26 protein-coding genes are annotated in these 22,486 nt (G+C 40.8%); 6 read left to right on the top strand and 20 right to left on the bottom strand.

Translation table 11 applies throughout. The features are described 5' to 3' along the window. Positions 1-16: 16 nt before the first annotated feature. The 6 genes from dapD to ACQKIC_RS09110 form a co-directional block, all read right to left on the bottom strand. A complete protein-coding gene (gene dapD / locus ACQKIC_RS09135; RefSeq protein WP_402868035.1) occupies positions 17-727 on the bottom strand; it encodes a 2,3,4,5-tetrahydropyridine-2,6-dicarboxylate N-acetyltransferase in 711 nt (236 codons plus the stop codon). Between the two features lie 127 nt (positions 728-854). Then, positions 855-1,739, bottom strand: a complete 885-nt coding sequence (locus tag ACQKIC_RS09130) for a LysR family transcriptional regulator (protein ID WP_402868033.1) — start codon at positions 1,737-1,739, stop codon at positions 855-857. 324 nt (positions 1,740-2,063) lie between these two features. Beyond that, entirely contained in the window at positions 2,064-3,608 is a 1,545-nt protein-coding gene (locus tag ACQKIC_RS09125) for an MDR family MFS transporter (protein ID WP_427591157.1), read from the bottom strand. Positions 3,609-3,699: 91 nt separating this feature from the next. Then, complete coding sequence (gene cbpB / locus ACQKIC_RS09120; RefSeq protein ID WP_402868031.1) at positions 3,700-4,140, bottom strand: cyclic-di-AMP-binding protein CbpB; 441 nt, start codon at positions 4,138-4,140, stop codon at positions 3,700-3,702. Between the two features lie 124 nt (positions 4,141-4,264). After that, positions 4,265-4,411: a hypothetical protein gene (locus ACQKIC_RS09115; RefSeq protein ID WP_402868029.1), complete on the bottom strand. Its 147-nt coding sequence runs from the start codon at positions 4,409-4,411 to the stop codon at positions 4,265-4,267. Between the two features lie 131 nt (positions 4,412-4,542). Continuing rightward, positions 4,543-4,782 (bottom strand): YkuJ family protein, encoded by a 240-nt coding sequence (locus tag ACQKIC_RS09110; RefSeq protein WP_402868027.1) that lies wholly within the window; start codon positions 4,780-4,782, stop codon positions 4,543-4,545. 183 nt (positions 4,783-4,965) lie between these two features. On the opposite strand from ACQKIC_RS09110, the gene ACQKIC_RS09105 reads away from it, so the two are divergent. Next, positions 4,966-5,943 carry an MBL fold metallo-hydrolase gene (locus ACQKIC_RS09105; protein ID WP_427591059.1) on the top strand — a complete coding sequence of 326 codons (978 nt, stop codon included), beginning with the start codon at positions 4,966-4,968 and terminating at the stop codon, positions 5,941-5,943. A 53-nt stretch (positions 5,944-5,996) separates the two neighbouring features. Further along, on the top strand, positions 5,997-6,230 hold the full coding sequence (locus tag ACQKIC_RS09100; protein WP_402868022.1) for a glutaredoxin family protein: 234 nt from the start codon (positions 5,997-5,999) through the stop codon (positions 6,228-6,230). Positions 6,231-6,307: 77 nt separating this feature from the next. On the opposite strand, the gene ACQKIC_RS09095 is transcribed toward ACQKIC_RS09100, so the two are convergent. The 4 genes from ACQKIC_RS09095 to ACQKIC_RS09080 all read right to left on the bottom strand — a co-directional run bounded on the left by ACQKIC_RS09095 (position 6,308) and on the right by ACQKIC_RS09080 (position 10,567). Beyond that, positions 6,308-6,808, bottom strand: coding sequence for a DUF3993 domain-containing protein (locus tag ACQKIC_RS09095; RefSeq protein ID WP_402987717.1), 501 nt, complete (start codon positions 6,806-6,808; stop codon positions 6,308-6,310). A 193-nt stretch (positions 6,809-7,001) separates the two neighbouring features. Continuing rightward, positions 7,002-7,232 (bottom strand): hypothetical protein, encoded by a 231-nt coding sequence (locus tag ACQKIC_RS09090; RefSeq protein WP_402868018.1) that lies wholly within the window; start codon positions 7,230-7,232, stop codon positions 7,002-7,004. Positions 7,233-7,304: 72 nt separating this feature from the next. Then, positions 7,305-8,510, bottom strand: a complete 1,206-nt coding sequence (locus ACQKIC_RS09085) for an EAL domain-containing protein (protein WP_402868016.1) — start codon at positions 8,508-8,510, stop codon at positions 7,305-7,307. Positions 8,511-8,710: 200 nt separating this feature from the next. After that, positions 8,711-10,567 carry an SLC13 family permease gene (locus ACQKIC_RS09080; protein WP_427591058.1) on the bottom strand — a complete coding sequence of 619 codons (1,857 nt, stop codon included), beginning with the start codon at positions 10,565-10,567 and terminating at the stop codon, positions 8,711-8,713. Positions 10,568-10,727: 160 nt separating this feature from the next. Between ACQKIC_RS09080 and ACQKIC_RS09075 the strand changes: the two genes are divergently transcribed. After that, positions 10,728-11,588 carry a metallophosphoesterase gene (locus ACQKIC_RS09075; protein ID WP_402868013.1) on the top strand — a complete coding sequence of 287 codons (861 nt, stop codon included), beginning with the start codon at positions 10,728-10,730 and terminating at the stop codon, positions 11,586-11,588. A 143-nt stretch (positions 11,589-11,731) separates the two neighbouring features. Here ACQKIC_RS09075 and crcB read toward each other — a convergent pair whose 3' ends face one another. Together crcB and ACQKIC_RS09065 are read right to left on the bottom strand one after the other, a co-directional pair. Then, complete coding sequence (gene crcB, locus ACQKIC_RS09070) at positions 11,732-12,088, bottom strand: fluoride efflux transporter CrcB (RefSeq protein WP_402868011.1); 357 nt, start codon at positions 12,086-12,088, stop codon at positions 11,732-11,734. After that, positions 12,085-12,465 carry a fluoride efflux transporter FluC gene (locus ACQKIC_RS09065; RefSeq protein WP_427591057.1) on the bottom strand — a complete coding sequence of 127 codons (381 nt, stop codon included), beginning with the start codon at positions 12,463-12,465 and terminating at the stop codon, positions 12,085-12,087. Before ACQKIC_RS09065 ends, crcB begins: the two co-directional genes overlap by 4 nt. A gap of 118 nt (positions 12,466-12,583) precedes the next feature. Here ACQKIC_RS09065 and ACQKIC_RS09060 point away from each other — a divergent pair, with 118 nt between their 5' ends. Then, positions 12,584-12,961 (top strand): hypothetical protein, encoded by a 378-nt coding sequence (locus ACQKIC_RS09060; protein ID WP_402956118.1) that lies wholly within the window; start codon positions 12,584-12,586, stop codon positions 12,959-12,961. Between the two features lie 315 nt (positions 12,962-13,276). Then, on the top strand, positions 13,277-13,783 hold the full coding sequence (locus tag ACQKIC_RS09055; protein WP_402868007.1) for a YkyB family protein: 507 nt from the start codon (positions 13,277-13,279) through the stop codon (positions 13,781-13,783). A 49-nt stretch (positions 13,784-13,832) separates the two neighbouring features. On the opposite strand, the gene ACQKIC_RS09050 is transcribed toward ACQKIC_RS09055, so the two are convergent. The 3 genes from ACQKIC_RS09050 to corA form a co-directional block, all read right to left on the bottom strand. After that, positions 13,833-14,738, bottom strand: coding sequence for a chemotaxis protein (locus ACQKIC_RS09050; RefSeq protein WP_402868006.1), 906 nt, complete (start codon positions 14,736-14,738; stop codon positions 13,833-13,835). A gap of 246 nt (positions 14,739-14,984) precedes the next feature. Next, on the bottom strand, positions 14,985-15,491 hold the full coding sequence (locus ACQKIC_RS09045) for an RDD family protein (protein WP_402956116.1): 507 nt from the start codon (positions 15,489-15,491) through the stop codon (positions 14,985-14,987). Positions 15,492-15,597: 106 nt separating this feature from the next. Further along, positions 15,598-16,572: a magnesium/cobalt transporter CorA gene (gene corA / locus ACQKIC_RS09040; RefSeq protein ID WP_402956114.1), complete on the bottom strand. Its 975-nt coding sequence runs from the start codon at positions 16,570-16,572 to the stop codon at positions 15,598-15,600. Between the two features lie 165 nt (positions 16,573-16,737). Between corA and ACQKIC_RS09035 the strand changes: the two genes are divergently transcribed. Beyond that, positions 16,738-17,880: an aminotransferase A gene (locus ACQKIC_RS09035; protein WP_402956112.1), complete on the top strand. Its 1,143-nt coding sequence runs from the start codon at positions 16,738-16,740 to the stop codon at positions 17,878-17,880. An 88-nt stretch (positions 17,881-17,968) separates the two neighbouring features. Here ACQKIC_RS09035 and ACQKIC_RS09030 read toward each other — a convergent pair whose 3' ends face one another. The 5 genes from ACQKIC_RS09030 to ACQKIC_RS09010 form a co-directional block, all read right to left on the bottom strand. After that, positions 17,969-18,334, bottom strand: a complete 366-nt coding sequence (locus ACQKIC_RS09030) for a hypothetical protein (RefSeq protein WP_402868000.1) — start codon at positions 18,332-18,334, stop codon at positions 17,969-17,971. 66 nt (positions 18,335-18,400) lie between these two features. Next, positions 18,401-19,273 carry an NAD(P)-dependent oxidoreductase gene (locus ACQKIC_RS09025; RefSeq protein ID WP_402987705.1) on the bottom strand — a complete coding sequence of 291 codons (873 nt, stop codon included), beginning with the start codon at positions 19,271-19,273 and terminating at the stop codon, positions 18,401-18,403. A gap of 39 nt (positions 19,274-19,312) precedes the next feature. Then, positions 19,313-20,098, bottom strand: coding sequence for an SDR family oxidoreductase (locus tag ACQKIC_RS09020; RefSeq protein ID WP_402956108.1), 786 nt, complete (start codon positions 20,096-20,098; stop codon positions 19,313-19,315). A gap of 328 nt (positions 20,099-20,426) precedes the next feature. Further along, the gene (gene ptsP / locus ACQKIC_RS09015) at positions 20,427-22,145 is read right to left on the bottom strand and encodes a phosphoenolpyruvate--protein phosphotransferase (RefSeq protein WP_427591055.1); all 1,719 of its coding nucleotides are present in this window, start codon (positions 22,143-22,145) and stop codon (positions 20,427-20,429) included. Beyond that, complete coding sequence (locus ACQKIC_RS09010) at positions 22,145-22,411, bottom strand: phosphocarrier protein HPr (RefSeq protein WP_402867991.1); 267 nt, start codon at positions 22,409-22,411, stop codon at positions 22,145-22,147. Before ACQKIC_RS09010 ends, ptsP begins: the two co-directional genes overlap by 1 nt. Positions 22,412-22,486: the final 75 nt, after the last annotated feature.

The following is a 22,486-nucleotide window of genomic DNA, read 5'->3' as shown; positions in this document are numbered from 1 at the left end:
ATATTTCAGGTTGGAATTAAAGTTGACGAAGCTCTTGCATGATTTCAGTTTTTGATTTTGTTTTTTCATCTATTTGTTTAATGACTTTAGCCGGTATACCAGCAGCCACTGAGTATGGAGGGACATCTTTCGTGACGATGGCTCCTGCCGCCACAACTGAACCTTTCCCGATTGTTACGCCTTCCAGAACGACTGCGTTAGCACCAATTAACACATCATCTTCCAACACGACAGGTTTTGCTGAAGGTGGCTCAATGACACCAGCAAGGACAGCTCCAGCCCCCACATGACAGTTTTTGCCCACTGTTGCACGTCCTCCAAGAGTTGCATTCATGTCGATCATTGTACCTTCACCAATAACAGAACCGATATTGATTGATGCTCCCATCATGATAACCGCATTGTCACCAATTGAAACTTGGTCACGAATCACTGCACCTGGCTCGATGCGGGCCTTGATGCCTTTTAAATCTAATAGTGGTATAGCAGAATTGCGACGATCATTTTCAATCACATAATCTTCAATCTTCGATCCAGCTGTTTCGATAGCCGTTTCAATTTCAGACCACTCACCGAATACAACGCCGGTGTTGCCTGTAATGAAAGTTTTAGCAGCAGGGCCAAAATCTACGCCATCTAATTCACCTTTGACATATACCTTTACTGGTGTTGACTTTTTACTATTGGAGATAAAAGAAATAATTTCATTTGCATCCATTTTGTTCATGCTCGGTAAAACCTCCTAATTATGTATCGTTACTCGTTTTAAATTTAACAGACAACAGCTTACAAGACAAGGAATGAATATCTTTTTATAAATGGTTTTTACTAGCGTGACACCATCTTTCGAAGACTCACAACATGCCTTGATCACGTATATGTTCTTTGACCACTTCCGTGAAGGCTTGTACCTGTTTAAGCTGAAAAGCAGATTCATATCCACAAAGCCATGTATCCCGTTCGATTGAATGGTTTTGTCCATCCAAGAGGGGAATCTTAAAGATATTCGTGTCTTTATCATGTAAAGTGATGGCAGGTAGGATCGCATAGCCAATCCCATTGAATACCATTTGCTTACATGTTTCAATTTGATCGACGACTATCGTATTTTTAGGGGTGGTCTTGAATTGACGATGCCACCAATCCTGTATTTCCTGATAATAATTCGAATCACTTTTAAACTGGATAAAAGGGCGATCCGTTTCGAATACCTGGTCCAGTTCCTTCATCTCTGTGTCCACCAGGTAAAGCATATCCGTAAACAAATGCTGTTTTACGCCTTTCCAATCGGGTGCCCCACGGATGATGCCGATATGGACCTGCCCCTCATATAAGGACTTTAAAATTTCACTGCTCCAGCCAGTGATTAAAGAAATTTTGGCATAGGGATATTTTTGTACGAACTTTTTCAAAACTTGTGGTAACCAGTTCTGTCCGACTATTGAAGCACAAGCAATTTTCAAGGTACCATATACTTCATGATCCATTGCCTGGATACTTTCCCTCACCGTTTCTTCCTTGGCCAATATATCATTAGCCAATCGAATGACCGCTTCACCAGCAGGTGTCAAGGAAAGCCCTTTTTGCGAACGCAGGAACAACTTTGATCCCCAATCCTTCTCTATTGTTTGCAGACGTTGTGAAAGCGCAGGCTGGGAAACGAATAAACGCTCCGCAGCTTTCCTCATATTCATCTCCTGGGCCAAAACGGATAATAAATGATATTCTGAAAAAGACATACACACCAACCTCTTGATAATTAATTCTTATCACATTGATTCATTTTATATAAATTTAATTATCAACAAAGATCACCTATATTACAAGAGAAAAGAAATGGAATGATACTCATGATGATGTTTTATTGCTCATCATCGGGTTTGCAGAGTCTAGAGTGCCATGATCTAAATTCTCGAAAGAAACCTCCCCCCACCCAACAGTTCAAATTCATTTTACATGGCGTAACCAACGCCTCAGTGATTCATATTGTCACTCGTGTAGGCATGGACCTTGAGCATCCAAAAGAAGAGGCAACCCATGTGTAGATTGCCTCTTCTTTCTAACTATTCAGTTCCCTTTTCCCTTTTCTTTAGTCTTGTCAGAGTCACTAGACTGATAACGGCAAAAAGTAGGACGATGAGATAAATGGTGTGCAGGGACGTCGTAAGTCCTTCCTGTAATACCTCTACTACATCTTTAGGCAACATAGCACGCTCTTCACTATCCAATAATTTATTGGCTGTGTCGATCGTCACTTTTGATTCAACTGCTGCATGTTCATTCAAATAGGCTTGCAGCCTTGTATTCATGACTCCCCCGAGTAAAGCGGCTCCCACAGTATTCCCAAGATTCCGCATGAACATATTCGAGGCAGTTGCAATCCCCCGGCGTTCCCAACTGACCGTCTTTTGTATGACGACGATGAAGGATGTCGATGTCAAACCCATCCCCACTCCAACAAAGAAAGATCCCATTGCTGCAATAAGTGGACCAGCTTCTGGCTTCATCAAAACTAAAATCACGCTTCCAAGAATCAAAGAAACCCCACCAAGGAGTGATGTAGCCTTAAACCCTATTTTTAACAAGAGTCTACCAGCAAAAACCGAAGCAATTGGCCAACCAATGGACATGGCAGTCAGTGTAAAACCTGCAACTGTCGGTGAGCGTTCCATTACTCCTTGAACAAACGTTGGCAGGAAACTCGACAACCCAATCATCATCACCCCTGTTGTCAGGGAAACAAGGTTCGCTATTAAAATTGAGCGCTCTTTCCATATTTCAAATGGCATCATTGGCTCGGAAGCCCTTTTTTCCTGAACGATGAATAAAACAAACGAAACGACGGCAATTCCAACAAGTGAAATGGCTGGAGTAGAAGCCCAGGACCATTTTACTCCACCTTGGACAAGGACCACCATCAAGGTGGAAATCGATAAAGTTAACAACGCCGCCCCTATATAGTCAATATCACGTTTTTTCTTTTCAATATTTTCATGAAGGAACATCCAGATTCCAACGAATGATAGTAAACCCAGGGGAATGTTGATCCAGAATACAAGTCTCCAAGAAAGAGACTCGACAATCAACCCGCCCAATGCCGGTCCCATGACAGCAGAAATACCCCATACGCTTGAGAGGTATCCTTGGATGCGGGCCCTCTCTTCATTCTTATAAATGTCCCCGACAATGGTTGATGCGACTGGCGCGACTGCCCCGGCACCAAACCCCTGCAGAAATCGATAAAATATGAGCTCCGTCATCGAGTCAGCAAAGCCACATAGAACCGAACCAATCAGGAAGACGATAATGCCAAATAAAAGAACAGGCTTTCGACCGACTATGTCGGATAACTTTCCATATATCAAGACCGTCACGGCATTCATAAGTAAATAGCCGGAAAAAACCCAGCTATATAATGAAAAGCCACCCAGGTCACTGACAATGGCAGGCATGGCCGTCGACACAATCGTACCTTCAATTGCATTCATGAACATCGCCATCATGATCGCCGCAAGGATGAATGGCCGCTTTAATTTTAAGTTTTGACCGTTCGAAGTATTTATTGCTTGTACCAAGTTACGCATCCTCTCAACTAATATGATATCTATGGTTAACCCATTTTTAGTGATTTATGTAGAATAAGAAAACTCGCCACTTGGCGAGTCTGAGGTAAACTGTTCATTTACTATGGATATTTCCTCATTCAGGCAACAATTGTTCTTTAAAGACTTTTTTCAAAATCGCCCTTCTCGTAAGAATGCCTTCAAATAGATGTTCGTCATTCTCAACACAGACAAATGGATGATCAATTAACATTTCTACCCCTTTTATCAATGGATCGTCTATATTCAGACGAGGTATATCTATATTCATAATTTCGGAAACTTTTTTATTCTCCAGATTATCAAATTCAATTCTCTCAAGTCCCAAGATAGAGTCGAGAATGACTGGTGTGCTGATTAAGCCATGCAGTTTGTACATTGGATCTAACACAGGAATGGCCGTATAACCGCTCTTCGTTAATACCAATAGCGCATGTTCTAAATTATTGGTTACCTGCACGTGGGCCACGCGTTCAGAAGAAATCATTAAGTCTTTCACGCTGGATTCCAATAAATCCCCATCATGAGTACCGATCATGTTAAAACCCCTTACCATATGTTTTTATATATATATCCCTTATTCTAGTTTAACATAAACACGCAGAAAAGGCCCAATCAAACACCCCTTTAATTCCAAAAAAAGGGACCTTTTAAAAGGTCGATTACCCCTTGCTTGTTTTGATATCACCTTTTTCATAACCACATTCAGGGCATCGATAAATAACATTTTGATTGGACTGGGCGGTTAAAACATCCTCTAATATCCTTTCATCGGAACAAACAGGGCATATCGCTTTTGGTTTTTTCATCTTCATCCCTCCTCTTTATAATGTGTCATAAAGTCATTGTATTCATTCAAACCACCTGGCTCCCTAAATCACACTAATAAACAAAATAAAAAAGCTGCTTTCCTAATGGAATGCAGCTTTTACAAATTAAATTAAGATTGAAGAAGATCAAAGATTTCAATGGTAATCATATCAACATTATCGAATTGATATTTTGATGATTTCCCTTTATCACTGTATACTTCAAGCTCGAACATTTCTGTTTTGCTGAAATATGTAACCTGGCATTTTTTCACACCATCTATTTCAAAAAAACGCTGAGCAGATTCAGATTCCTTTGCTTGCTCTTGAAGACTTTTCAATCTGGTAAGAATGCCCTGTAATTGAGACATACTCCCTCTCCTTTCTGAATAAAACCTTTTCGATAGGTTTCACTATACCATACTTTTCTATACAGTAGCCACGCTGAAATAAATTCAGAATAATTAAAACCTTCATTCTTTACATGCTACTATTATCAGAATAAAATAAGGAATGAATTTTGTACACAAAAAATTTTCCGGAGGTGCATTTTATTGGTTAAGGTTAGTGATCTCGGTTATCGTGTTTCTCTCATTGACGGTTTTGATCTAGGTAGGGAGAACCGAACTGGTACGTATGTAATGGCCGATAGGGACATTACTTTAGTTGAGACATCTGCCAGCCCCTCCATCCCTCATGTACTCAAGGGGTTGCAAGCGCTGGGGATTGCTTTAGAAGACATTACATATATCATTCTAACCCATATTCATTTGGACCATGCAGGGGGGGTTGGCCTTTTTTTACAGCATTGCCCGAACGCAAAAGTGGTTGTCCATCCAAAAGGTGCGCGCCATCTTGAAGATCCAACGCGATTGGTTGCAGGGGCAAAAGAGGTCTACGGTGCGGATTTCGACAAACTTTTCAACCCCATCCTTCCAGTTCCGCACGAAAAAATCATCATTAAGGGAAACAAGGAATCCCTTGAAACGAGCGACAACTGTACCTTGACCTTGTATGATACCCCAGGCCACGCAAACCACCATCTCAGCATATACGATTCAGTTTCAAAAGGAATGTTTTCCGGTGATACGGTCGGTGTGTACTATCGTGAACTTGAACCAGATGGCATCGAATTATATTTACCTTCTACATCACCTAATCAATTTAATCCCATAGCGATGCTTGCCGCTGCGGATTTGTATGAAAGTTTGGATGTGAATCGGATATATTTTGGCCATTACGGCGTTTCGGATAATCCAACGGAAGTATATAAACAATTGCGTTACTGGTTGCCCATTTTCGTTCAAACAGCTGAAACTGCCTTCAACGAATACAAAACGTTCAAGGAACAAGTCGATGCAACTATAGAAATGATTTTCGATAAAGTCACCACCCACCTTGCATCAATGGGCATAACGGGGGACCATCCCGTGTTCGAGATTATTAGGATGGACCTGGAAGTCTGTTCCATGGGGTTAATCGACTATTTGGTCAAACGTGATAACCCAGGATATAATCCTATCCAAAAGTAGTGCCATTCTTTATAATGAATAAGAACTCAATTAAAGATTATTTGGAGGAAATCATGAAAGACATTACCCTATATACACAACCCGAATGCCCTCCCTGCAAGATAACGAAATTGTTTCTGGATGATAACAATATCGAATATAAGGAAAAAGATATTAAAGCAGATGGGCATGCCCGCAAAGAATTAACTAATAAATATGGATCATATTCCACACCTACAGTAGTCATCGATGGAAAAGCCATCATTGGTTTTAATATCGATGCCATTGAAAAGGAATTGAATCTTTAATTTTAAAAAAGTCTAAAGAAGATCATCCTTCTTTAGACTTTTTTCATGCTGGATATTCGATTATCCAATCAACTATATTACTTATCTGCCTGTTCTTTTTGATTTGCGCTTTCATATGAAACGTCGGCAACCTTCCAGACGTCATTTTCTTTTTTCAAGGTAACTGTCTCTACATGTTTCCCGGAAGTGACAGGGCCCCCTTCTGATGCCTCAAATGACTCTTGTACATACATGTAGTCCAAGTTTTCCCCATAGATTACTTCTGTATGATCATCATAGCTAAAGAAAGGAATATAATAGGGTGCGAAATCCGAACCGAAGGCCATATAACCTCCCTCGACTTGCACGACATTGGCTTTATAAAACTTATCTATGAACTCTTCCGTGAAGTGATCATTCAGTTTTCCTTTAATGTCTTTCTCCGTTCTTATTTCCTCACTGAGTGAACCTTGATCATTTAATGCTTCCTGCATTAACGAAAATACTTGTTCCCTATGTATGCCTTCTTCTGCAGTAACAGGTAAGCCTCCGATTAAAAGAAGAGCACTAACGACGCAAGCAACTAAATATTTTTTCATAGTTTCATCTCCTAGGTAGTATAATATCCGAATCATACCGGTTTTTGTCTATACTTTTCCTTACCCGCCATGGATAAGACCAAACTGAAAAAAAATACCATATTGGAAAACTACCCGAATATTGGTAGTTTTCTTCTCGCTATTCCATAAAAAAAGAAGATTTCATACTTTCCGAAATCTTCCTTCTTATGAATTATTTAAATGCATAATAAAAAATGAAACCAGCAATCAAGACCGTTGCAACCAATAAAGAAATAAAAATCGGATTCCACAAATATGGATGCTCTTTTACTGAATCATCGAGAGACGAATCGTACTTCCCTTTGACCGCTTTCTGCCCTTTTGCAACAGAATAGGTATAAAAGAGTAAATATATCGACATGATGATTACGACAATGAGTAGAATCCAAATATATGTACTCAAAATATGTCTCCTCCAAGCATTATTTTTGCTTATCGTTACACATTTTGAACAATATTATACCTGCATCCGCTTTTATAACAAGGCTTCGTTTTCATAGAGGAAGCTATAGGACAAATCAAAGAAAATATATTCTTTATTATTCAGCGGATATGAAAAGGTTCTAATCGTCTCCCCCGTTTCGATATCACTGTACAGATCAGATAAAATGCCTTTTTTTTCATTGCGCATTTTAACGATATTTTCAAGGAAATAAGGGCGCCAGCTCCAATTATGATTCATATATTTAGGTTGGACCACCCATTGTCCGTCTTTATGAAGAATATTAGGCGATTTCTGATACCCTTCTTCATCACAAATATATAACCGAAAACATACTGAATCCAATTTTTTCGCCAGGATTCCGAGGAATTCCTCATGCGAACCTTTTCCTTTTTGTTGTTTGATGAAATCTTGCATGCCTTCGTTAAACTGTAGGGTTTTTTGATAAACGGCTTCCATCTTTTTTGTTTCCAGAGATATGAAAGATTGGCATTCCTGATGAAATTTTTCTCGAAGTAAATCTTTATCAATAAATTCCCCGTCAGGTTTTGCTAAGAAATACCCCTGATAATAACGCCCCCCATTCTTCCAAGCGAAACGGAGCTGGTACTCAGATTCGATATTTTCAAACAGTAAATTGGCCCCTATCCTACGTGCTAGCATACTGAGCGAGAAGAGAATGACCTGGTATGCGTCTCCCCCTGATATTCGTAGTTGATTCAAATTCACTTTTAAAATATTCGGAGAAATCTGAGCAATATGATCGAGTTGACTATCTTCCCCAAGATGATCAAATGCTATTTTAATGCCGTATGTTTTAAAATAGGCGAGTACATGTTGTAATGGTTCGTAGTTTTCCGGGCTGATCGTATCCGATAGTTCAAGAACGATTCTATTCATTTCCTCCGGTTGAAAGTGACGATGGAGAATTTCCATAAATTCTTCGCCATGATCGAGCATAAGCAAATTGGGATCGCGATTAATAAAAATGAGAAAATCCTCACCATAATCCCTTATTCGTTCGAGAGCTATTTCCAACACATAATTATCCACTTCTATCCGATATTCTTCAGGCACGGAAGAATCGTGAAAAAAAGTACCAAGACTTTCATATTCGCCCTTTTCCTCATAGCGCCCTAGTATTTCATACCCGATGACCTGATGTTGATCTGCACTGAAAATGGGTTGAAAAAAAGGTGTTACCCTGTCTAAATTCTTTAATATTTTTTCTGCATCCATGATGTATTCCCCCTAATTACGAAACATCAATATGCAAAAATTATACCATTAGTTGTTGGCGTTGATAATACTAACTTTCGCAATCCTCCCTTTTCACCCTTTATATGGGTAAAAATATAGGAAGGAATCTCTATTATTTTACTCGGATATAGTAAAAGGCCATTGTTCTAAAATCGAACAATGGCCTTTTTAATGCACGATTAAAATGGGAAGAACAATGGAATCGTTATGACCACGATGACACCGATGAAGATTTGTGTCGCAATGCCTATGACGGTGAAATCTTCATATTTATAATCGCCCGCAGTCATGACCAACGCATTTGTAGTCGCCACTCTTGGTGTCGCCAAGGCCAGGCTTCCTGCAACCGCCAGTGAGAGGAAAACCGGAACGGGATCGATTCCCTGATTGACTGCCGAGGTTAATGCCAGGGGCGTCATAACGACTGTAGCTGCCCCATACGGGATGAATTGGCTCAGGATCAGGGTCAAGAGATAAAAGACCGCCAATAATCCATGTGCACCAATATTATTGAATAATAAAGCCATCCAATCACTTATCATCCTGACACCACCTGTATCATCAAAAGCAGCGGTCAGCCCCAGCATGGCCGCAATTAATAGGATAGGTTCCCAATTTATCTTTTGATAGGCATCTTCCATGGAACGGACACAGCCAGTTACGATCATCAGCAAGGCAGCGGTAAGGACCGACAAAGCAGGAGGAATTGAATCAATCGATAATAGAACGATCATTATGCCCATTATGGTCAAGGCAATCCACGTTTTGAATTTTGAATCCACAGCGGAACTTTCTTCTGAGGTTGTACCTATCACTATCACATCCTCTAGATCGGAAGAAATCCTCTCGATATTCTCCCACTCCCCGTGAATCAATATCGCATCGCCAGGTTTCAAACGCTCTGTTCCGACATCCGCCTGGATATATTCACCATTCCTATTGATTGCAAGCACGTTACATTGGTATTTTTCACGAAAATGAACATCAATAAGAGTTTGATTTTCATAGTCCGAGTTCGGGACGATCAATATTTCCGTCAAACCAAATTTACTGCTAAGGAAATGTTTCTTAATTTGTTCCGTATTAAAGTGTTTGAATTCCAATTCATAGTGCTCCGCTAATCTCTGAACCGCGTCTTCTTCACCAAAAACCAAAATGATGTCATCCGGATGCAGTACCTCATTGGCCCTGGCAGATATCGTTTGTTGCTTTTGAAGCAACGGCAACTGCTTGTCTTTGGATTTCCGTTGAATTTCAATTAATGTCAATTCATATTGAATGGGAAGCTGAAGGTCGGATAGCCTTTCTCCGACAATATCCGATGAAGCAGGAATGTGTAGGTAATGCAAAAGATCATACACTTTGTACATCCCAGCCAGTTCCCCCGCGGATAAGCCCTTCACACTATTATTGGCTGCAATTGTTTTTTCCGGTAATAGCAAACGTCCCAGTGTGAGCATGAAGAAAAGCCCAGCTATAAATGCAATCAAACCGATTGGTGCGAAATCAAAGAAAGAAAATGTCTCTAACCCATTTTCCCTCAATACATTGGCTACAATCATATTTGACGGGGTACCGGTTAGTGTAATGAGTCCGCCAATACTGCATGCATAGGCCAGTGGCAATAAATAGCGGGTCGGACTTGTTTTTTGTTGCAAAGCCATGCTCATTACAAGTGGAAGCAAAATGGCAACAATACCGGTACCGCTTAATAGTGCACTTAATAGGCCTGCCGTTACCATGACGATCAATAGTGACTTCCACTCATTCCCACCACAATAGTTAAGCAATTTGTTTCCTATCTTTTCTATGATTCCAGTATTGAATAATCCTGCCCCGACGATATATAGGGCCGCTAGCATAATCACTACGGGATTGGCAAACCCCGCCACCAGTTCATTAAATGTAAGTATGCCAGTCAGCCCCAGAACAGCAAGGGCACAAAGAGCGATTAAATCCGCACGAAATTTACCTTGTATAAAAAGCGCGAACGCGCATAGAAGTATAATCAGTGTAATAAACATTGGTTCGGTCATCATGCTACCTCCGTGTAAATGTCAGTTTTAAACTGGATATTAACCATTCGACTCCAATAAACTAGGTTTCCCTTTGCCTATAGAAGAGATTTCTTCTAATTATGTACATTGTTTGTTAATATGAGGAAGTAACATTCTTAATGTAGATAGGTTGATTAATTTGAGTAAAAGTATTTCCCGAAGAACATTTATAAAAAATGGCCTGCGTACGCTGGCGACTGTAACTGGTTTAAGCGTTGGGGGCGGATATTACGCCCATAACTTAGAGCCAAAGTGGTTAGAAATAAAGCACAATTTTATCAGCCACCCTCTTATTCCTAAAGGTTTTGATGGTATGAAAATGATACAGTTCAGCGATACCCACTTAGGCTTTCAATTTCAGCTTAGTGACTTGCAAGCGATAGTCGAGAAGATAAACCAAATGGATCCGGATATTGTTTTATTTACCGGTGATTTGATGGACGAGCCCAATAAATATAATGCTCAAAATGAAATCCCACCTGTGTTGAATCAACTTAAAGCGCCCTTGGGCAAGTTCAGCATTTTCGGTAACCATGATCACGGTGGGTATGGCTCCGAGATATATCGAGATATCATGGAAAAATCGAATTTCACCATGTTGCAAAATAATTCCGCCCGGGTTTCATTACTTTCAGCAGAAGAAATATTCCTAACTGGTGTGGATGATGCGATGCTCGGAAAACCTGACTTTGAAAAGGCTCTCTCAGGTATACCAAAAGGGGGGTTCACCATTATGCTCTCCCATGCTCCAGACCTGGCAGATATATCTAGCACTTATGATATCCACTATCAGATTAGCGGGCACAGTCACGGCGGGCAAGTTCAAATTCCTTTGATTGGTGCCCTTGTCACTCCCCCATATGCCGAAAAGTATACGGAGGGGACCTTTGATCTTGGTTCCTTGACTCTACATGTTAACCGAGGTCTTGGCACAACCCGACTTCCTTATCGCTTTTTATCGCGCCCTGAATTGACCATTTATGAACTAAGAGCAGAATAACAAGAAATACAGGGGAAAATCGCCAGACTCATTAACAAAGCCTGTGCGTGAAAATTCCTATGTAGTGAATTATAGCATTAGATGGTGAATGGAAACACCTCGATAATTTTACCATCCTGCAAAAGTGTTAATGGATAAGACCTTTAAAGCATATAACCATATAGGAACGCCAAGATGCCACCAATAACCGATACCGTTATGTAGATAAGACATTCTATGTAGCGGTGTTTTTTCATAAGGTCAAGAGCTTCCATACTGAAAGTGGAGAAAGTCGTAAAAGCACCGAAAAATCCCATTGAAAGCATCAACTGCATAGAAAGTTCCCATTCTTCCTTTCTTGGAAAGATCCATCCTAACCCGAAACACCCAATTAGATTAATTAGCAAAATACTAAATGGTATGGGCTTCGAAGGCAGAAGCTTATTAAATAAAGTCTGAAACATATATCTGAAGGCTGCACCGAAAAACCCTCCAATCAAAACGGAGAAAACATGAATCACAAGGTCTCACCTCTTTTGTCAGTAAAAGGACGCAGCCCTATAAAACCAGCAAACAGTCCCATTACAAGCGTAGCTCCTAGATAAATCGCTGCTTGAATCATGGAATACCGCATAAGCGTTACCATTTCCTGAGAAAATGTAGACATCGTGGTAAACCCTCCGCAAAACCCACTACCAAGAGCTAAAAAAACGAGTGACTTTTTTTTAGAGGCGAAATACCCATTTATCGTTCCAAGCAAAAAACACCCTACTATATTTATAAGGAGCGTCCCAAATGGAAAGAAAAAAACGGATGTCGAGGCACTAATTGAATAGCGTACTAATGCTCCACCCGCACCTCCAAAACCTACGGCCAAAACCTTCTTAAACGGCTCCATAAAACCACCTCAACTATTTGAAAAACGAATAGATTCATTATAACAGATTCAGCTGGAACAGGCTCTTTTCATAAAATAAACCATACTATGTAAAGACATAGAGAAAAGGAGGCCAACCATGCAAACACAATATTATTATCCTTTCTATCCCTACCAACAATATCCACATCCGCAAAATGTATATCGTAACGGATACGGGGATGAAATGGGAATTGAATATGGGAACGATGAACGCTTCTTTCCATTCTTTCCTTTATTGCTCCCTTTATCATTTGTGGCTGGATTAGCAGTAGGTCCGTTATTATTCAACAACCGTCCACCGTACCCGCCGCCGTATCCGCCGTATCCTCCCTATCCGCCCGCTTACCCTCCTTATCCTGCCCCTCCCTATCCAGGCAATCAGGGATATCCGGGGTACCAAGGTTTTCAGGGCTACCCACAACAATTCGGCGCACAAGCCGCAGTCAATGAAAATATTAATATCTACACCCAATAAGGGTTGCACAGAAGGCGGAATGAACCGCCTTCTTTTCTTAATGGATACAAGTTCTTTACCTTATAGTTTTTCACAAATTAAAGCGTCACAGTATTAGAATTTGCTTCCTTATATATTTTGTAGTGGTATAATATGAAATGCATAGATGGTAAAGTGTTGGGAATAACTTTAAATTATAAATTTTTGAACTATTTTCCATCCGACTCTACCTTACAAGCCTAATATCACACCAATATAAATAAACGGTAGACTTGATTGAAGAAATCTATTTCAATAGCATTACTTCTAAACCTATGATGAAAAGGAGTTTCTACTATGAATCAAACGAAAGGACATTCTGAAATGGATGAGTTTTCGATAAACTCCCTTGCCCAAGCCGTGTTTATAGTAAATAAACATGCTAAGACTGCATTGGAGCCTAAAAATCTGTACAATCTAAAGAAGCTCGCATTAAATAAGCTCATGCAAGAAGGAAAAGCGAAGAAGATGGGACTCCATTTTTCTGACAACCCTCGCTTTGCCGCGCAACAATCCGATGTCATTGTTGAATGTGGATCATACGTCTTTCACCTACCGCCTACGAAGGAAGACTTAAAAACCCTCCCCCATCTCGGCAGTCGCGCAGCGTCCATACGAAATCCTAAAGCTGCCTTGTCACTATCAAAAGCAAAGCAAATTTTACAAACTTACGTTGGACAAGCTGGCGAAAAACAAACCAGCCCTGTAAAGGCCGAAAAAAAGTCATATGGACGGAGTCAAGTTAAACAGCCCTTTCATAATCCATTCCCCTCTTCTTTTTTAGGAAAAGGTTCAAAGTATTAAAAGAAAAAAACGGGACGAGGATCTAATATCCTCGTCCCATTTTCATAGGTTATAAAACAAATTGATCGATCAATCTTATCAGTTCCGCAATCTCCGGTTTGCTGATCTGTGCATCCGCACCGACTACCTGCCCTTTATGGCGTAGGCTATCTGTAATCAACGATGAAAATATAATGACCGGCAATTCAGCGAGTTTGCCATTCTCCTTAATTCTTCTAGTAAGATGATGCCCGTCCATTTGAGGCATCTCAATATCCGTAATCACCAGTTGGATTTCCTCCACAATCGTTTTGCCGGCTTCTACGAGCCCTTCCAAATAATTGATGGCATCCTGACCATTTTCGTAGAACTCCAATTGCTTAAATCCGGCTTCAGTCAATGTATCGAACAGCAGCTTACGCAGTAATGGCGAGTCCTCAGCAATCAAGATTCTCTTTTCGGAATTTTGACGTTGACCAAGTTTTCTAACCTGCTGAACATTGATTCCTGACTCAGGATTGATTTCGACGACGATTTTCTCAAAATCCAGCAATAATATCATTTCACTGTTTAGTTTGATAACGCCAATAATCTGGCTTTCCAAGCCTTGATACATATCCGAAGGCTTCTCGATTTGTGTCCATGAGATACGATGGATCTGTGTCACCGTATGGACATGGAAGACGACTTTTTGCTGATTGAATTCAGCGACTATGAATTTATCCTGTTCTGGATTTTCCGATGCAGGAAACCCTAAGGCATCAGCTACATTAACGACAGGAAGCACTTCACCACGAAGCTCAATGATCCCCTCCACATTCGGATGGGAGTGAGGCACAAGGGTAATATGTACAGGATTTATGATTTCCTTCACTTTAATTACATTTATGCCGAATTTATTCTTTCCAATCCCGAATTCGACGATTTCAAGTTCATTCGTACCGCTTTCAAGTAATATTCCTTTATTGGCTTCCATTTATTTATCTCGCCCTTCCCTTACATCTATCATTTATTTATTCAATATACTACTTTTCTAGATTGAAAAATAATACATTTTAGCAAAAAAGACCTATACCTTATAGATAAATGACTTCTACCTAATAATTCGGTAATTTTCGCCGATTGTTTAGAATCCTGGGCAAAAAATAATATTGTGAAAATGAATTACCGAGGCACACGAAAAAAAGAAGGCCCACCTTTGAGCCTCCCTACTTTGATTCATTTACTTTTTTACGACAAGCGTTCCGACTATCATATCGTGGAGCGCTTGTTTCTTTTCCGTGAACCCGGCCATGATATAGCCGATATAAAGGATGACTCCTGAAATAATCGTAGCGAAATAGCGGCCCGCAGCCTTGCCGAAACCGATACGATTTCCATTTAAATCCACCACTTTAATATTAAGCAGTTTTTTCCCGACAGTCCCCTGCCATTTCGAAGAGTGTAATAGAGTATAATATAGAAAGCTAATAAGTATAGCTAAAAATAAGGTGATGAAAGTCCCGCCCATGAAGGCCAAGATTTCTCCGCCTCCCGGCTCATAATTGGGATCAAGCATGTCCTCCTGAACGCTTGACATGCTGCCGAGCCAAATTAGATTCACGATGGTCATCAGGATTCCTGTGGGGATACCGATTATGATTCCATCAATGATATTGGCACCAAATCGTATCCAAAAACCTGCATACTCTCTTCCTTCATCTGGATAAACCTCTACTAATCTTTCCATAATAAACTACCTCTCTTTCACATTTTTGGAAATTAATGATAACCTATCCATTATAACAAAGACTTTTATCATTGTTCCATCAATATGGCAGATCGCTTAATCGATTTTACCTATTACGAGACTTTTTACCTATTTCCAACCAGCCTTTTTTGACGAAATATAAAAACATCATAAAAGCAATGCCACCCATCATCCCAAGGATTACATAATAGCCATAGTGCCAATTCAATTCAGGCATATACTTAAAGTTCATACCATACACGCCCACTATGAAAGTGAGTGGCATGAAAATGGTCGTAATGACAGTCAAAGTCATCATCGTAGAATTCATATTATTCGAATTGACCGATAGATAACTATCGCGAATATCTGAAGAAAAATCCCGATAGGATTCAAGCATCTCCGTTAGTTTAATAAGATGATCATATACATCATGAAAATATAGATGCTGATCCTTTAAATAGTTCAACCTATCAGAAGTAATCATCCGATACAATAAGTCACGCATGGGCAGGATTGTACGACGAAGCTTCGACAAATCCGTTCTCAAATCGAATAGCTGATTCATCAATTCCGATATCGTTTCATTCTCCGTGTTATCCTCGATACTGTTAAGCTCGCTTTCCATTTTATAAACAGGAGGAAAGAATTCATCGACGACCCGGTCAATCAGTCTATGCATCAAGAAGAACGGCCCTTGCTTTAAGGTTTCCAACTCAGGGATTTCCCTCCAAACCTCTTCTAGTTCCTGGAGTTCTTCCTTATGAAATGTGACTAACCATTTTTCCCCGATAAAAAGACCCAATTCGACAGCCTTGAAGATTTTCTGCCTTATGGCATGTATCACGAGGAATTGATAGCCTTCATAAAAATCCATTTTTGGCCGCTGGTTATAGTCATCAAGGCAATCTTCGATGGCTAAATGGTGAAAGTGGAAATGGCTCGATAGCACCTTTATTTCCTCTACAGTAGGTTTTGAAAAGTCCACCCAATACCATTCAATATAATCATCACCTAATTTTTTTAGCTCTAAATCAAAAATGACCTCTTTTTCTTTTGTTATGGCACAGGTTCTAATCATTTATATCAATCCTCAAAATTTTCTTGATCTGAACTTCATTATACCTTCAATACATTAATCACAAAAAGTATTTTTTCCTCTCCCCTTACAAAATGATAGAATAGAATGGATTTGATACATTCATATAACCATTCACAAACTGATAAGAACAAGGAGGATATTCAAATGGAACATTTAGTAAACCCGCTTGTAAAAGAGGTTCAAATATCTGGAATCCGAAAATTCTATAATCTAGTAGCCGATATTAAAGGGACCATTTCTTTAACGATAGGTCAGCCCGACTTCCCTACACCGCGACATATTAAGGAAGCCGCAAAACAGGCTATTGATGATGATTATACGGTTTACACCCATAATGCCGGATATTTGGAATTAAGGGAAGCCGCGAGCGCTTATGTAAAAGATAAATACCAGCTTTCATACAATCCAGTCAATGAAGTCATCGTCACTTCGGGAGCAAGCGAAGGAATCGATATTACATTTCGGACCATCCTCACCCCTGGAAATGAAGTGATCCTCCCAGGCCCTGTCTATCCAGGCTACGAGCCGATCATTAAAATGAGCGGGGCCGAGCCTGTTTACGCTGACACGACTAAGAACGGTTTTCGTTTGACCGCTGATATCCTAAAAGCATACATAACCGAAAAAACCCGTTGCATCGTTTTGCCTTACCCTTCAAATCCAACCGGGGTCACACTAACGGCAGAAGAGCTACAGGACATCGCAGAGCTCGTGCGTGGCAAGGATATTTTCATTTTAGCCGATGAAATATATAGCGAGTTGGTTTTCGACCAGGATCATGTTTCAATCGCCACTTTTTTAAGGGAACAAACCATTGTGTTAAATGGTTTATCAAAATCCCATTCAATGACTGGTTGGAGGATTGGTCTGTTATTTGCTCCCGAGTCGATTTCTAAACATTTGTTAAAGGTCCATCAGTATAACGTAACTTGTGCCTCCTCCATCTCGCAACGTGCTGCCTTAGCTGCGTTAACAGTTGGAAAAGACGATAGCATGTCCATGAAAACGGAATATGCTAGTAGGAGGGACTACGTGTACAACCGATTACAAGCAATGGATCTGGATGTGGTCAAACCGGATGGTGCCTTTTACTTTTTCGTAAAACTGCCTGAAGGCTACCCATCCTCCTTGGAGTTCTGCCTGGAACTAGTAAAACAGGAAAAGGTAGCTGTCGTTCCTGGAGATGCCTTCTCGCCACTGGGGGAAGGATACTTCCGGATTTCCTATGCCTATTCCATGGAAACACTTAAAGAAGGATTGGATCGTATCGCAGCCTTTTTAAAATAACTGTGAGTATAGTATGCACAAAAAAATGGCCATCAACAGTAGGAACCGTTGAGGCCATTTTCTTTGTAAAAAAGAGAGTATGGCAATATTAATACAACCTTCGTAAGAATCGCACTTCGCGATAGCCTTCTTCCTTATTGGTTGTCGTAAGGCTGACCTCGACTATTGAACCCAATAGATCCGTCATCACCTCTTCAAATTCCCTGGCGTTTCGCGGTTTCGAATGCCCTAGGTTTTTTAACTCCCTCATTAATATTTGAAAACCAGCATCGGTCTCGATATGACTGAATTTCACCGGTAAGATCAAGGGGCTCTCATTCATCAATTTCAATTCCCAACGAATGGGCTTTGTTTGGTGAATCGTTTTTTCCCGTTTATACCCCTCGATTCGGACAATATATATGCCATCTTCAAGTTCCTGGAACTTCATGTGGATATCGTCAAAGTCACCCATACGTATCTCTCCTTTTTGTAAAGGCTGTCGCTTACAGCTTATTCAAAAAAGGAGCGGATAGCACTTTTAATTATAGTGTTTATATAAAGCCTGGGTGCCGCTGTTCTCCTCACCAGCCTCTGCAAGCCCATCATACAGAGATTTGCTCAAAGTTAATCCAGGCGCATCCCACCCCATTTTCTCCACTTCATCAAGTGCAATTTTCATATCTTTAATAAAATGCTTGATATAAAACCCTGGTTCAAAATCACCTTTGACCATTCGTGGGACAAGATTGGATAGGGACCAACTGCCGGCAGAGCCCGAGGAAATGCTTTGGAGGACTTTTTCCGGATCAAGCCCTGCCCTTGTAGCGTATGAGATGGCTTCCGTAACCCCGATCATGTTGGAGGCAATCGCTATTTGGTTGCACATTTTCGTATGCTGACCTGAACCCTCAGGGCCTTGATGAACAATATTGCTTCCCATGCACTCAAGAATTGGGCGTACTGTTTCAAATGCAGCAGGATCTCCGCCCACCATGATGGTTAGATTGCCATCACGGGCACCCACATCTCCTCCGGAAACTGGGGCATCAAGAGCTTCCAGCCCCTTTTTCCGTGCTTCTCCCGCTATCTTCATGGCCAAGGAGGGTGTGGAGGTTGTCATATCTATTAAAAGTGTTCCTTCTTTTGCACATTCAATAAGACCCTGTTCCCCCAGATAAATTTCCTCGACATCACTCGGATACCCGACCATGGAAATGATCACATTCGTTTGTTGGGCAATCTCCCTAGGTGTTGCTGCCCACTTTGCCCCCTTACCAATCAACTCTTCTGCCTTTTCCTTGGACCTGGTATAAACATGTACCTCGTAACCTGCTTTAAGCAAGTTTCCCGCCATGCTCTTTCCCATAACCCCTGTACCAATAAATCCGATTACTGTGTTTTTCTCTTTCATGTTCATTCTCCCTTCGAATCATCTGTGAATTAATGCAAACTAGATGGATTTAACCATCCCTCCATCTACCAAATAAGATTGGCCGGTTAAATATGTATTGGCCCCAGAAACGAGGAAGGTTACGAACTTCGCAAATTCCTCTGGTTCGCCATAACGCCCAAGCGGGATGTTACTAAGGGCTTTCCCTGTGATATCTGCAGTCGAGACACCCTGTTTCTCGGCATTGAATTGATCCAGATGTTGAATGCGCTCGGTTGAGATTCGACCCGGTCCAACCGTATTGATCAATATCTTGTCTGGTGCTAGCTCTGTAGCCAATGTTTTCGCCAATCCCACGATTGCCGTGCGGAAAGTATTCGATAGTAATAGGCCGGGTATTGGCTCTTTAATAGAAGACGATGCAATGTTAACGATCTTGCCGCCTTGTTTTTTTAGAAGCGGTAAGCTTTCACGAATGGTTCGGATAAAGCTCAATAAATTCAGTTCAAATGAATGTTGCCAGTCTGCATCACTAAAATCATTAAATGTCCCCCCTGGAGGACCTCCAGCATTATTGATAAGGATATCTAGCCCGCCAAATTCTTCAGCCACTTTCTCCACCAACGACTTAATATCATCAGGTTTTGTAATATCCGTCACTTTATACGACACTTTCCCCTTGCCGATCTTTGATAATTCCTTTTGAACTGCCACCAATTTTTCTTCACTTCTCGCAGCGAGCATGACGTTGGCACCTTCTTTAACAAGCTCTTCCGCTATTGCCTTTCCCAACCCTTGGCTCGAGGCCAGAATCAAAGCATTTTTCTTTTGTAAATATAAATCCACTGTACTTCCCCCTTTTTCATAAAAAATACCAAACATGATTTTATTATATCCTTTATTGTATAAAGTGAAAAATCTGAATTATCAATATCCCAATTCCCCGGAGAGTTTTATCCTATTCCCCCAAAAAAATCGCCGGCTGGGAAACCCAGCCGGCTTTAAAAGGGGGAAATGAGAATGTCAGTTGCTCATATCGAGCTAAACAACTGTGCTTGTCCTTTATTTACCCATGTATAACGTTGTTAAACATCTTTTGGAAGATTTCAAAAAAATAAACACGGTGCTTTCATCCATTGAAGTTTTTCATTGGATGAAAGCGCCGTTTGTCATGCTATTTATTCACTTTTTCAAGTACAGCTTCTTTCACTTGTTCGTTTGTATCCATCACCAAGACATCTTGTGATAGTTTTTTCATTTCTTCAAGTGAAAGTTTCCTGATTAGAGATCGAGCTTTTAAGATAGAGGTGGCACTCATCGAGAATTCATCAAGGCCCAACCCAATTAAAATAGGGACAGCCACTTCATCTCCCGCCATCTCGCCGCACATTCCTGCCCATTTTCCTTCTTTATGGGCAGCATCAATTACCATTTTAACAAGTCGTAATATTGCCGGGTTATATGGTTGATATAAATACGAGACTCTCTCATTCATCCGGTCCGCTGCCATTGTATATTGAATCAAGTCATTCGTACCAATGCTGAAGAAATCGACCTCTTTGGCAAAAATATCTGCCATGACCGCAGTGGAAGGAATTTCAACCATGATGCCGATTTCAATCTTTTCTGCCACCGGGATATCCTTTTCAAGTAATTCCTGCCGCACTTCTTCCAACACAGCTTTGGCTTCGCGGAATTCCGTTAAGGTCGCAATCATTGGGAACATGATTTTCAAGTTTCCGTAAATGCTTGCCCGTAGCAACGCCCGTAACTGGATACGGAAAATTTCTTGCTCATTTAAGCATAAACGAATTGCCCGATAGCCAAGGAATGGGTTCATTTCCTTAGGTAACTGCAAGTAGGGTAACTCTTTGTCCCCGCCTATATCAAGTGTTCTGACGACAACCGACTTTCCGGCCATCCCTTCCAGCACCGTCTTATAGGCTTCAAACTGCTCTTCTTCACTAGGCATTTCATTTCGTCCCATGTAGAGGAATTCTGTCCGGTACAAACCGATTCCTTCCCCACCATTTTTGTGAACACCTTCTAAATCCTTCGGTGTCCCAATATTGGCTGCCAGCTCTACTTGGTGCCCATCTTTTGTAACCGTTTGTTCATGGACCAACTTTGCCCATTCAGCCTTCTGCAAGGCATATTTTTTCTGCATTTCCTCGTACTGTTGCACAAGTTCAGGGGTCGGGTTAATATGCACTTCGCCATTAAGCCCGTCTATGATGACCAAGTCCCCATTTTCGATGGAAGCGGTCACCGTTTTAGTTCCTACAACTGCCGGAATCTCTAATGAACGAGCCATAATGGCTGAATGTGATGTTCTGCCACCGATATCAGTCGTGAACCCTTTAACATACATCGGATTTAACTGGGCCGTATCAGAAGGCGTCAAATCCTCGGCAATGATGATCACTTCTTCTGCAATCATGCTTGGATTCGGAATATGTATACCCAAAAGATGAGATAGGACACGTTTTGTTACATCACGGATATCAGCGGCTCTTTCCTTCATGTACTCATTATCCATTTGTTCAAACATCGTAATGAACATGCTTGCAACTTCATGTAAAGAAGATTCAGCATTTATGTTTTCGGACTTGATTTTATCCTGTACAGGGTTCAAAAGTTCCGGATCGGAAAGTACTAGTAAATGGGCATCAAAAATGGCTGCCTTATCGGCCCCCAAATCCTGCTCGGCCTTGTTCCTGATGATTTCCAATTCTGAAGTAGATTTTTGGATGGCTTCCTTGAAACGGGTTACTTCAGCCTCAACATCCTCAATACTCCTTTTTTCAACCGACAATTCCGGTTCGATAAGACGATAGGCTTTCGCGATGGCTATGCCGCTTGACGCTGCGATTCCACTTATCAGCGTGGACATTATTCTGCCAAACCTTCTCTGCTCAATGTGTCAGAAAGTGTTTTTAGAGCATCATTTTCATCGCTGCCTTCTGCAGTAATCGTGATTTCTGCACCTTTACCGATTCCAAGAGACATAACACCCATAATGGATTTAAGATTCACTTTTTTCTCTTTATATGCAAGGTTAATTTCTGAATCAAATTTACCAGCTGCTTGTACAAGCAATGTAGCGGGACGAGCATGAATTCCTGTTTCTGCAGTTACTGTAAACGTTTTTTCTACCATATAAATCATTCTCCTTTAATATAAAATAAACTAACAAGAATAGGATATGTAAGGTTTTTCCCTATTCATTTAAGA

It is taken from the genome of Peribacillus sp. NPDC046944, assembly GCF_050272735.1.
Lineage (GTDB): Bacteria > Bacillota > Bacilli > Bacillales > DSM-1321 > Peribacillus.
This window is presented reverse-complemented; position numbering and strand designations above follow the sequence as displayed.

Coding starts and splice junctions, on each gene's coding strand:
- dapD (WP_402868035.1), bottom strand. CDS start 727: ATGAACAAAATGGATGCAAATGAAATTATTTCTTTTATCTCCAATAGT.
- ACQKIC_RS09130 (WP_402868033.1), bottom strand. CDS start 1,739: ATGTCTTTTTCAGAATATCATTTATTATCCGTTTTGGCCCAGGAGATG.
- cbpB (WP_402868031.1), bottom strand. CDS start 4,140: ATGATCGGTACTCATGATGGGGATTTATTGGAATCCAGCGTGAAAGAC.
- ACQKIC_RS09115 (WP_402868029.1), bottom strand. CDS start 4,411: ATGAAAAAACCAAAAGCGATATGCCCTGTTTGTTCCGATGAAAGGATA.
- ACQKIC_RS09110 (WP_402868027.1), bottom strand. CDS start 4,782: ATGTCTCAATTACAGGGCATTCTTACCAGATTGAAAAGTCTTCAAGAG.
- ACQKIC_RS09100 (WP_402868022.1), top strand. CDS start 5,997: ATGAAAGACATTACCCTATATACACAACCCGAATGCCCTCCCTGCAAG.
- ACQKIC_RS09095 (WP_402987717.1), bottom strand. CDS start 6,808: ATGAAAAAATATTTAGTTGCTTGCGTCGTTAGTGCTCTTCTTTTAATC.
- ACQKIC_RS09085 (WP_402868016.1), bottom strand. CDS start 8,510: ATGGATGCAGAAAAAATATTAAAGAATTTAGACAGGGTAACACCTTTT.
- ACQKIC_RS09080 (WP_427591058.1), bottom strand. CDS start 10,567: ATGACCGAACCAATGTTTATTACACTGATTATACTTCTATGCGCGTTC.
- ACQKIC_RS09065 (WP_427591057.1), bottom strand. CDS start 12,465: ATGGAGCCGTTTAAGAAGGTTTTGGCCGTAGGTTTTGGAGGTGCGGGT.
- ACQKIC_RS09060 (WP_402956118.1), top strand. CDS start 12,584: ATGCAAACACAATATTATTATCCTTTCTATCCCTACCAACAATATCCA.
- ACQKIC_RS09055 (WP_402868007.1), top strand. CDS start 13,277: ATGAATCAAACGAAAGGACATTCTGAAATGGATGAGTTTTCGATAAAC.
- ACQKIC_RS09050 (WP_402868006.1), bottom strand. CDS start 14,738: ATGGAAGCCAATAAAGGAATATTACTTGAAAGCGGTACGAATGAACTT.
- ACQKIC_RS09045 (WP_402956116.1), bottom strand. CDS start 15,491: ATGGAAAGATTAGTAGAGGTTTATCCAGATGAAGGAAGAGAGTATGCA.
- corA (WP_402956114.1), bottom strand. CDS start 16,572: ATGATTAGAACCTGTGCCATAACAAAAGAAAAAGAGGTCATTTTTGAT.
- ACQKIC_RS09035 (WP_402956112.1), top strand. CDS start 16,738: ATGGAACATTTAGTAAACCCGCTTGTAAAAGAGGTTCAAATATCTGGA.
- ACQKIC_RS09030 (WP_402868000.1), bottom strand. CDS start 18,334: ATGGGTGACTTTGACGATATCCACATGAAGTTCCAGGAACTTGAAGAT.
- ACQKIC_RS09025 (WP_402987705.1), bottom strand. CDS start 19,273: ATGAAAGAGAAAAACACAGTAATCGGATTTATTGGTACAGGGGTTATG.
- ptsP (WP_427591055.1), bottom strand. CDS start 22,145: ATGTCCACGCTGATAAGTGGAATCGCAGCGTCAAGCGGCATAGCCATC.
- ACQKIC_RS09010 (WP_402867991.1), bottom strand. CDS start 22,411: ATGGTAGAAAAAACGTTTACAGTAACTGCAGAAACAGGAATTCATGCT.